Annotated in this window: 9 protein-coding genes; 2 read left to right on the top strand and 7 right to left on the bottom strand. The window is 53.8% G+C overall.

The window, feature by feature from the left end:
• Positions 1-183 precede the first annotated feature (183 nt).
• Both ABF463_RS12380 and ABF463_RS12375 read left to right on the top strand, forming a co-directional pair.
• Complete coding sequence (locus ABF463_RS12380; RefSeq protein ID WP_415533978.1) at positions 184-1,482, top strand: ABC transporter substrate-binding protein; 1,299 nt, start codon at positions 184-186, stop codon at positions 1,480-1,482.
• A 251-nt stretch (positions 1,483-1,733) separates the two neighbouring features.
• The gene (locus ABF463_RS12375) at positions 1,734-2,780 is read left to right on the top strand and encodes an Mbeg1-like protein (protein WP_415533976.1); all 1,047 of its coding nucleotides are present in this window, start codon (positions 1,734-1,736) and stop codon (positions 2,778-2,780) included.
• A 61-nt stretch (positions 2,781-2,841) separates the two neighbouring features.
• On the opposite strand, the gene ABF463_RS12370 is transcribed toward ABF463_RS12375, so the two are convergent.
• From ABF463_RS12370 to ABF463_RS12340, 7 genes are all read right to left on the bottom strand, one after another.
• Positions 2,842-5,538, bottom strand: coding sequence for a LuxR C-terminal-related transcriptional regulator (locus ABF463_RS12370; RefSeq protein WP_415533974.1), 2,697 nt, complete (start codon positions 5,536-5,538; stop codon positions 2,842-2,844).
• Positions 5,531-6,493, bottom strand: coding sequence for an ABC transporter permease (locus ABF463_RS12365; RefSeq protein ID WP_415533972.1), 963 nt, complete (start codon positions 6,491-6,493; stop codon positions 5,531-5,533). Before ABF463_RS12365 ends, ABF463_RS12370 begins: the two co-directional genes overlap by 8 nt.
• Entirely contained in the window at positions 6,487-7,230 is a 744-nt protein-coding gene (locus tag ABF463_RS12360; RefSeq protein ID WP_415533970.1) for an ABC transporter permease, read from the bottom strand. The genes ABF463_RS12365 and ABF463_RS12360 overlap by 7 nt, the downstream gene beginning before the upstream one ends.
• A gap of 23 nt (positions 7,231-7,253) precedes the next feature.
• Positions 7,254-8,192, bottom strand: a complete 939-nt coding sequence (locus tag ABF463_RS12355) for an ATP-binding cassette domain-containing protein (protein WP_415533980.1) — start codon at positions 8,190-8,192, stop codon at positions 7,254-7,256.
• Between the two features lie 174 nt (positions 8,193-8,366).
• The gene (locus tag ABF463_RS12350; RefSeq protein WP_415533968.1) at positions 8,367-9,092 is read right to left on the bottom strand and encodes a YhfC family glutamic-type intramembrane protease; all 726 of its coding nucleotides are present in this window, start codon (positions 9,090-9,092) and stop codon (positions 8,367-8,369) included.
• Between the two features lie 24 nt (positions 9,093-9,116).
• Positions 9,117-10,196 carry a DUF5808 domain-containing protein gene (locus ABF463_RS12345; protein WP_415533966.1) on the bottom strand — a complete coding sequence of 360 codons (1,080 nt, stop codon included), beginning with the start codon at positions 10,194-10,196 and terminating at the stop codon, positions 9,117-9,119.
• Positions 10,197-10,241: 45 nt separating this feature from the next.
• A partial coding sequence (locus ABF463_RS12340) for a GntR family transcriptional regulator (protein WP_415533964.1) occupies positions 10,242-10,645 on the bottom strand: 404 nt, incomplete at its 5' end.

Genomic DNA, 10,645 nt, shown 5'->3' with positions numbered 1-10,645 from the left:
TGCGTGCCCCCTAAACCGCTAAAACTCATTTTTAACCAACCCCCCCCCCAACCGGGGGGGGGGGCTAAGCCTGGTAACATGTCTTCGCCCACAGCCCTTTATTGCTCTTGAAAACCGGCAGGGCAAGCGTATATAATAAAGGAGTATCAATACAGCTATCTTACGGTGGCGGAGGAAGCGCATATGAAAAAAGCCCTGTTGACAGCGCTGGCTGCCTGTTTTCTTTTGTTTGCCACGTCTTGCACCAATACCGCACCAAATAAGAAACCTCAGCAAAAGACACTGCGCATCACTTATGACAGCAGCCTGTATGGAAGCAATTGGATGAACAATGCTGCCAAACTGTTTCAAAAAACACATTCCTCAATCGCATTGAAAATTACGGCTGATAGCCAGCTCACCCAGCATTATACTGCGTTGCTTGAATCCGGGCAAAACACTCCCGATCTGATTTTCCTTGCCCGCACCGACTGGCAGGAAGATGCCGCTGCCGGAAAGCTTGCGAACCTAAATACGCTTTATATCGGCACAGGCGGGGGTGCACCGCTCCTATCCAAGCTGCGTGACGGGGTCGCCCCTTCCTGTATGTTGAATGGTCAATACTATGTCTATCCCTGGGGAGCACGAACCGGCGGGCTGCTTTACAGCGCCAGACTGTTTAACCAGTACGGCTGGCAGGTGCCACAAACGGTATCGGCACTGGATTCCTTATGCGCGCAGATTCGCATTGCCGGCATCGCTCCATTCACATGGAGTGCGGACCACGCCTCCGACTGGACTGACAATGTAACCGAATGGTGGGCACAGTATGAGGGACAAGCCTCCATGCAGACCTATCTGGCCATGCAAAGCCCCAGCGTCTATGGTGAACAAGGACGATTGCAGGCTTTGCAGGCTTTTGAGGAACTCCTGCCGCAGAACTCTTATAATACGCCCCTCACCATGAACGAAGGGGAGGCCGTCAAAGCCTTTACCGGCGGACACGCTGCGATGATGCCGGCCGGTTACCTCCCCGTGTTCGCGGCAAACGCGCCATCGGACGATCTGGATGTCCATGTAATGGCACTTCCCGCACCGGACGGTGCCAAGGCGCCCGGACTGCTTGCAGCTACCATCCCCGGCATCGCCGTCGTACCCGCCAAGGCTGCCGAACAAGCGCTGGCGCAGACCTTTCTATCCGATCTTACATCGGATGAGGCTCTCTCCCTGTTTATCGCCGCAACTGGACAACCGACCCCATTTGTTTTGGATAAAAACCAGACCGACCACTTGCCTCGGCTGCTCAAAAGCGCCTGCGCCCTCTGGCAGAGCGATACCCTCTACATGCTTTCCGAGCAGCCCGTCTACTACCGACGGCTGTTCGATTGGCCCGCGCAGGGTTCCCCTGTCTTGCAGATATTCAGCGGCACACGGACGGCACAACAGGCGTTTGATGACAACCTGGCCGCCGCACAATCTAACTGGAGCAATGCGCTTTCATGAGTCCGCGCGCTTTTGCTCCCCTGTATTCACACGATTGCTCCTTATCCGTTCCATAACTTTTCCCTTGCTCGTTGTCTTATTCGCCATCTTGATTGTCTAACCATGACGGACGAATCTGTTATCCTTTTTACTTTCCTCCTGATCTCAAAATTTAACACTTTAGGGTTTGACATGTATGCACCTGCATGCTACTATGGACATATAGTGTTATGTAAATAGACGGCGCAGTCGTTTTAAGGGAGATGCACGATTTGCAGAATGATTTGACGGAACAGGATTTCAGTTTTCTGGCACAGTTGGTTTATTTTGATCCTCTGCGCAAGGATGGCACGCCATGGCCCTCCAAAGGGCAGGCACACCTAACCTATACGGTGAAGGAACTGTTGGATTCCTACCGCCGCCTGCTGGATACGCCGGACGATCCGCTCAAGCCCGCCAAATCTACCGGCGTGGACGCCTGGGTCTATGCCGATCAGGTACATTTTCTCACCGACCCTAAAAATGAAGCCTATCAGAATTGGATCATCACCGATATCTGCGCGCACAACACATCGATTGAATCCGGTCTGTATGGCTTTACAGTACACATCGACGCCGACACTTCCGCCGTGGTTTTCCGCGGCAGTGAAAATCCAAAAGAACATCTCAACGACTGGCGCGCCAGTCTGGATATTGCAAACAACATGTTGATTGCCCAGCACCGTGAAGCGTCGGATTATATTGAGCAGCGCGCCGACGTCCTTGGGCAGCCGGGGCACACTTTGTATTTTGTGGGGCATTCACTGGGCGGACATGTGGCGCAGTTCTGCACATTCCTTGCTGCAGACACCGTCCGCGCCAACATCCGCAAGTGTGTTACATTCAATTCGCCGGGCTTCAATTTGGCGTTCCTAAAAAAACATGCGGCGCGTATCGACGAGCAAAAGTCAAAGATCACCAATTACCAGAACCAAAACGATTTTGTATCCTCCCTGCTCACTTCGCCGGTACCGCCAATCATTCTGCATTCACAGTACAACCAATTCAATTTTTTCTGCAACCACGCCATCTCCTCCTGCCGTCTGGACAAAAATGGGCATTTCATTGTTGCGCGCGTGCAGCAAAAGAGTTTTATCTGCGGCGGCGTATACAGTTGGAGCCTGGGCATTCAACAGTGGTCACGCGAGCGACAGGAGCGCGCCAAATGGTTTTGGGTCAGCCTGTTTCAAGGCGATCCGCTCTATATCAAAGCCTATTCCTCTCAAATGTTTCTATTGTTTAAAAACGGGGTAGGCGCAATGACCGCGTCGCTCTTTTAAAAGTCGATATGTAAGCAGCCCGGTGCGATATACATTCGCACCGGGCTGCTTTTCTGCGCATTTATGACCATAGCTTCCGTTTGCGCGCTTCCTCCACTGCCTGCACCCGTGTGGACACGCCAAGTTTTCCGTACATATTGAGCAAGTGGGTCTTCACGGTGGCCAATGAAATGCACAATTGCTCCGCAATCTGCGGGTTGGTCAGCCCGCGCGCCAGCTCCCGCAGAACTTCCTGTTCCCGCTCGCTCAGCACATTGCCTCCCAGCGGCGCAGGTGCACACAGCGCACGCACGTCCCGCAAAAAGAGTTGCTCACTTTCCGGCAGTTCACGAATCGGAAAAGCGGCAAACACGTCTGCCAAAACAAACCGCTCCACGAAAAATGGCAGCAAAATACGGTTCTCCCACGCGTAGTGAATCGCCTCCCGCAACAGATTCTGGATGATGCGGGTCTCTCCGCCGCTTTGCAGCAGCATTCCCGCCCTGAGCAGACCCGCACTCACCAGCATCAGGCGGTTTTGGTGCGCGCGCGAATAGGACAGCACCTGTTCCACCGTCTGTATTGCTGCATCATGTTCTCTCCGCTGCCAACGCAGTCTCGCACCGACCAACTGTGACATCAAAGACACCTGCCCGCCCAACGCGCCGCATTCCTGCAAAAAGCGTTCAGCCCATGCTTCTGGCAGGCGATTCTGTACTACAGGATGCAGAATCAGACGGTCACACACCAGAATGGTCCGCATGTCGCGGCTGCTCCGGTCCAACAGTTTCTCCAAATCTGGCAAAGCCGCGTCTACCGAATCAAAAATTATGTCATACTCTATCCGATTATACGCATACCCAAAGGTCATCAAATAAGAGAAATTTGGGTACTGCTTCAACCCGCGGTCTGCCTCGTCCAATGCGGCGGCAGCCGGTTCCCGCTCCATTCGTTTGAGATAAACCCCCGTACGACCGACGGCATGAAAAATTTTCAGCAGACCGACGGTGGGAGAGCGTGTTACCGCCTCTTGCATTTTTTCAAAGAACCGCAGGCTCTCGTTCAGTTCTCCCGTTTCTTCCGCCAACTGGGCACGGGATGAAAGCAGATAATAATCGACGAACGGGTTGTCGCCTCCGCCGATCTCATACGCACGATCTGCGAATTTAGCACTGTTTTCGTAATCTTCCCGCTCAAGAAAGAGACTCGCACTGCCGGCATACGCCAGTGCCTGCACCACCGGATTCATACCGGCAGCGTCAATCTGCTCGGGCAGAACGGGCATCGGTGGATGATTAAAGTCCACGGATTCTCCCACATATACCCCTATCTGCTGCCACGCGCGAAGAAACGGGTGCCCTTCATTGCTCGTTTTGAGCGCACTGTACGACTGCTTCGCACGATGGATATCCGGATGGATTAACAGGTTGTAGACAATGGACTGCACTGCCAGGTTGGTATCTGCCCGCACTATATCCAGCGGCAGGCGGTTGATATAATGCCAGGATTCTGCACAGTCGCCCATTACACCAAGCAGTTGCCCTGCCCTTGCAAATTCCCCGGCGGCAATCAGATGGGGCAATGCCGCCACCCGTTCGCCGCGCTCACACAACGCGGTAGCGGCTCTTCGGTGCAGCGCCATCTGCTCGGTTTGCGGAATAGCCTCAAATCGCCGTTTGAGATACTCCCACAAGATACTATGATACCGGTAAATTCCCGCATCCTCGTTGACACAGGTGAGAAACAGATTTTTGGCAATTAACCGCTCAATGGTCTGTGCATGGCTGCCTTCTCCCAATAACGCGGTGCACAGCGCCACGTCAAAATACGGCAGGATCGCGGTCACCATCAAAAACTGCTGTTCCTCTGCCGTCAGCGTGGCAAAGATTTCCCGTGTAAGGTAATCCGCCGTCAGCACCTGCCCGGTGCGGGTACTGCCCGCACCCATGCCGTCCGCAGCCGCCAGCAATTGCAGACCGCCAATCCAGCCATCCGCCTGCCCAGTCAGCCACGCCACCCGGTCATCATCCGCCTCCAGCCCCAACGTGTCCCGTAAAAACCGCACGCTTTCTTCCTCGGAAAGCCGCAGCGCCTCGCCATCGATAAACAGCAGTTTTCCCGCTACCGCCAATCCGCCGGTATAGAATGCGGGGTCTTCACGCGAGAGCAGGAACAGGTGCAGGTTTTCCGGAAAATCCTGCAAGAACCGTTCGAATGAACGCAATACTGCGCCGTCTTGCAGCAAATGCATATCGTCCAGCACCACCACGCAAGGCTCCACATCCGACACAGCCACCCGCACCCGCGCCGCCAGTTCTTCCGCCTGCAACGGCGTCCCACCGCTGCGGAACAACGCCATCAAACTCTCCATCCGCGCGCCGGGAAGTGCCGCCGCTGCCACCGCAAACCTGTGCCAAAATGTTAGCGGATCATCATCATCCGTATCCAGCGAGAGCCACGCGGCATTTTCCACGCCATTCTCCCGCAGAAAAGAGCTGACCAGCGTTGTTTTGCCCATGCCCGCCGCGCCTTTGATGTATGTCACACCGAATATCCATCCACGCGCGAGCATATCGAACAACTCCCGCCGTACAATATAACCGCGGCGCGGTGCGGGAATCTTCAGTTTGGCAGATAACAATGCCATGTCCTGCTCGCCTGGCTGCCACATATCGTGCATCCCCTCATCATCTTCTGCCATCCGCACGTCCACTACGGGAGAAACGTTCTTTCTATAATTGTAGGACAGTACGGCGGTTTTGACAAGGGTCTCAGCCATTTTGCACTTTGCGGCGCAAGAGGAAAAATGCTAACACAAACAGCACCGCTCCAAACACAAATACATAAAGCAGCGAACCCGGATGCGTCCATGCCGTGCCGTTTTCCAGATGCGCGGCGAACGCCATCAACTCTTTCTGCGGCAGCACACGGATGATGTTGTCCAGCACCGCGTTCTTCTGGCTGTTGGCATAAAATCCGCCCGCAAGCACCGTGGTGAACACCACAATGCTGGAACCAAACATATTTGCGTTGTCGGCCTTGTCAAACAGCGTGTTCAGCAGCAAAGCCAACGAGATACCCAACACAGCCAACGCCACAAACAGCAGCGCATATCCGGCCAGCAAAAACCCGATTGCAAATCCCACTGCCCGCAGCAGCACCAGCAGGACAAACGGCGGCAGGAACATGGACAGCGCATACAGAAAATGCCCTGCAAGATAGCTTCCCAGTGAGGTCGGTGTGACCGCGATGCGGGAAAGCTGCCCCTGTTCCCTGTCCTCTCCAAATGTGAACAGATTGGCGAATGTACCCATCAGCAAAAACAGCATGGAGAAACCAATGATATTTTCCCCGGTTCCCCGCTCCCCGCTTTGCTTGGGCACCGGTGTGTGCGGGTTTGCCAACAGTGCCTGCACCAGCGCTTTGAACTGCGCGTTGCGCAGGGTCTGGATGCGATACTTCCCACCGCCTTCATCAAAGACATAGGCGTCATATTGCCCGCGCACCAGCGCTGAATCCGGCGGTGCTTTCTTCAAAACCGTCACGTCCAGATGTGCAGACTTTGTGGAGGCTGCACCGCTTTGCGTTACCAACACGATATGGCCTTTCATCTGCTGCTGGGTCGTCATATACACCGCCAGAGCCATAGAGAGCAGCGTAATGATGACCATAATCAGCACACTGGGCAGGCGCTTGGCCATCCGGCTGTAATTATTGCGTAAAATCGTCAGCATAAGTAATCCTCCGTGTGGAAAAAGCGGGCACAGCCTACCGTCAAGATCGCCGCAGCAAGCAGTCCGCCGAAAAACAGCGGTGCAACCACTGCCATATTGCCATCAAACAGCAAGGCAAAAAACGCGTCGTTCATCCATTTGACCGGCGACAGCCGCGAGATCTGCGCCACTACACCGCCCAAGCTGTCCAGCGAAAAGAATGTGCCGCCCAGAAACGCCAGCACACTGATGAGCGTGCTGAGCAAACTGCTGGTGCTTTCCTCGCTGTGGAGTACACAGCAAAAAAAGGTACCCAGCGCGGCGGTCGCCAGTTCAATCGGCACCATCAACAGCAGCACCAGCCCAAACCGGCTGAACTGTGGAAAATGAAACAGCGCACCGAGCACCACCACGATGGTTCCATGACAAAGGAAATCAAACAGCGCGGCAGACAGTATTTTGGAAAAATAGATGGGGAAACTGCCCGCGGGAGAAAACATGATGCGCAGATTGGGTTTTTTGATATCCCGCTCCATAAACCCGTTGGACGCGGTCATCGCCCCCTCCAGCATCCCGAACACCAAAAACGACACCAGATAATAGCGATATCCCGCCCAACCGTCGGCATACGCCCCACTGTTGAGGTAGCCGAGCGTAAACACCAGTAAAACCGTGAAAACGGTATTGTAATTGATAAGCACCGGATTTTTGAACAGGTTCAGCAAATCCATGCGAAAAATTGTGGCAAACCGCCGCATAAAAACCATTCCCCCTTTCCGCTTCAATCGCGCAGAGTGCGGCCGGTCAGCTTGAGGAAGACGGTCTCCAGGCTGGCCTCCTCACTGGTGATGTTTTTGATTTCCACGTTTTTTTGATACAGTGCGGCAATGATGCGGTCAAGGTTTGCCATGCCGCGCAGGGACGCGATTTCGACAGTATCCTCCCCCACCTGCGCCGTTTTGACTCCCTCTATCCTGTAAAGGTCTTCCACTTGTAGGGCCTCCGCACGCGCCACTGTCAGGGTATAGTGCGTTTCGTCCTGATAAGCCTGCTTCAGGCTTTCTTTGGTACCCTCCGCAATGATCTCCCCATGATCCATGATGATGATGCGGGTGGAGATAGCCTCCACCTCCTCCATGTAATGCGTGGTATACAGCACCGTCATACCGCCCTCACGCAGGGTACGAATACTGTCGAGAATATGGTTACGCGACTGCGGGTCGATGCCCACCGTTGGTTCATCCATAATGACCAGTTCCGGGTGGTGCGCGATGGCACAGGCGATGTTCAGCCGTCGTTTCATCCCGCCTGAAAAAGTCTTAACCGCATCATGCCGCCGATCCTCCAGCCCCGCCAGCGCCAATGCCTCGTCGACCGCGTGGTCGAGAGCCTGCCCTCGCAACCCATAGAGCGCGGCAAAAAAATGCAGGTTGCGCTCGGCAGACAATTCCTCGTACAGAGCGATGTCCTGCGGCACTACGCCAAGATGTTGTTTGTATGCCTTAAGCTGACCGCAGATATTTTGGCCATGATAGCGCACCTCGCCCCCATCATGCCCCAACATACCGGTGAGAATATTGATGGTCGTGCTTTTACCCGCACCATTCGGACCGAGAAGACAGAGGATTTCCCCCTGATTGACTGTGAAGCTTACATTTTTCAACACAGTTTTTTGCTTAAATCGTTTCGACAGGTCTTTTACCGCCAGAATCGTTTCCATTTCAATCACCTTCCGTCCTCTATGCTACCAGAATCCAATGAAAAGGGAATCAACCGAACGGCTGATTTTGCACATTTTCTCTCTCATCCGCCACATCAGCCGCCTAAATTGACACAGCACGAAGCCGACAGCAAAATTGCTGTCGGCTTCGTGCTGCTCTTTTCTCTGTATCGGTCAACTATGTGCCAGACTGCGCGTGCTTTCAAAAAGCCGGCGCGCCCGCACCAGCCAGATGACCGCCGCCACTGCAAAGACAGCTGCGATACCCTCACTAATCAGTACCGGAGCGGGTGTATACCGCCCCATCGCCGCGCCAAAATCCAGCAATGCGTGCAGTCCGATAGCCAGCACAAAAAACTTCGGCTGTTTTCGTGCCACCGCATACAGCACCAGCACCGAGAGTCCCAGCTGAACAGCCAACGCTAAAATGCGTTCCAGCCCGCTGACTGCGAACAGGTACGGCTGGATTTGTATCACCGTCCTCTGCATCTGTGCAAAAGTTGCCACCTGTGCCGTTACCCCAATAAGCAGCAGTTCCAGCCCGCCATGTCCCAACCCGTATATAATGCCATCCTGATACCGATGTTTCCGCTTGAAAAACAGACGGAATGCGACAAAACGCCCGGTTTCCTCAAATAGTCCTGCCATCAGACCCCCGTAGATGGCATACGCCAACGGTTGTCTGAAAAACGCGGCAGTCGCAGGAATCTTGATCAAAATGAAATAATGTACAATGCGTTCCAGCACCAATGCCATGACCAGAAAAACACCCGCGCCAATCAGCAGCTCTTTCACCCCGCTTTTATAGCGGCGAAAGAACAATACCAACAGCACCACCCAAACCGCAAGCGGTGCCAACGCACCAAACATGATACCAACCAGTGTAGCTGAACTGACCATTCTAAATCGTCTCCTCATTCATTGTCATTTTTTAATATGAAAGGAAAATACCAAGGTACCTATCACAAACACCACGATGCCAACGAGAAAAACCCAGGCAAGCGGGCGGGCGAAATTCATGGTATAGCCGATGCCCGCCCGTTTTTCCACAAAAACCGATGGATCGCCGGGGTTATAGTAAAACATCCCCAGCACCCACTTTGCGTCATCATCCAGAATATCGCCATGCGGCTTTTTGACACGCACCAGTCTCACATAAACAATCATCATTATGATGGCAGACAAACCGCACAGAATGCCGCTCACACCGACCCATATCATCGGGAAAACCACCAGCTGGCGGATCTGAATCAACAGGAAAATGACCTGCGTCAGCAAACCGGTAGCCAACAATAGAAACGCCATCACCTTGCGATAAAAGACAGAGCCGGGTGCGGCCTGGGGATTTCCGCGCACCGACGCTGGCGCGTGCCGCACAAATAAGAAAGAAACAGCAATCATGGCAGCAATTGCCACATGAATGAAAAGCGGAAACAAGACCACCCCCCATGATTTGAGTGAAAAAGCGTCCGGCACGCCCGACCAGCCATAATGTATGGGGATATGTGTGGGCAAATACGGATATCCCAGCACCGCAAGCAAAACCGCCGCGCATAGCATCGGAACAAGCAAAAGTACCCATGCGGCGTGCAGTACAGTCTGCCGCTCCGGCATCCCTGTCTCCACCGTAATTTGATCGGTAACCAGTGTACCGCCCGTCTGGAGGCTTGCCTTGAACCGGCGGACTTCCGCGCGTGCCAAGACGAATAGCACACCCTCCCCTACAATCATGGCAAACAACACACCAGTATTTATGGCGACCGCGGTCAACAGAGGAACCCACAGGCTCCAAACCAGCCCTGCCACCCCAATGACGGCACAAAGCGCGACCGACCGCATCAGATATTGCTTACGCACCGCGCGCATTTCCTGTCGATGCCAGACCTCCGTGTCGCCAAAAACCACGCTAAACAAGACATTTCGTCTGGAGAACCACGGCTGCGCGATACAAAGTGCGGCAATGGGCGGATAAATCAGCCACATCGCCCATAAAGAGCCACTCATCTCTGTTCTTCCTTTCGTGTCAATAAAGAAACAATTGCAATCTGTCTATTTAGGTCCGTCAAATTCGTCATACAACGCGTTGACCAAATGATGAAGCCATACACGGTCCACATGACGTGTGACGGCCTCGGAAACGATATTGCGCATCGTCCCCTCTGCTGTCTGGAGAAAATCCGCCGCATTCCGTGCGGCATTGCCCGCGTGCACCACCGCACCCCGGCTGCGTGCCAATGTAATGAATCCCTCCTTTTGGAGTAATTTATAGGCTTTGTTGACAGTGTGCAGATTTACCCCAATCTCCTCTCCTAACGTGCGCACAGACGGCAATGCGTCGCCGTCGCGGAGGTTACCGGACGCAATCCCTACAACAATCTGGTTGCGAATCTGCATATAGATAGGCTCTTCTGATAAGAAATCAATTTTTAAAAGCATAGCGTCCCTCCAATTCG

It is taken from the genome of Ethanoligenens sp. (assembly GCF_047718355.1).
Classification (GTDB): Bacteria; Bacillota; Clostridia; order Oscillospirales; family Ethanoligenentaceae; genus Ethanoligenens.
Note: the sequence above shows the minus strand (reverse complement) of the source record. Positions and strands in the feature narration are given on the sequence as shown.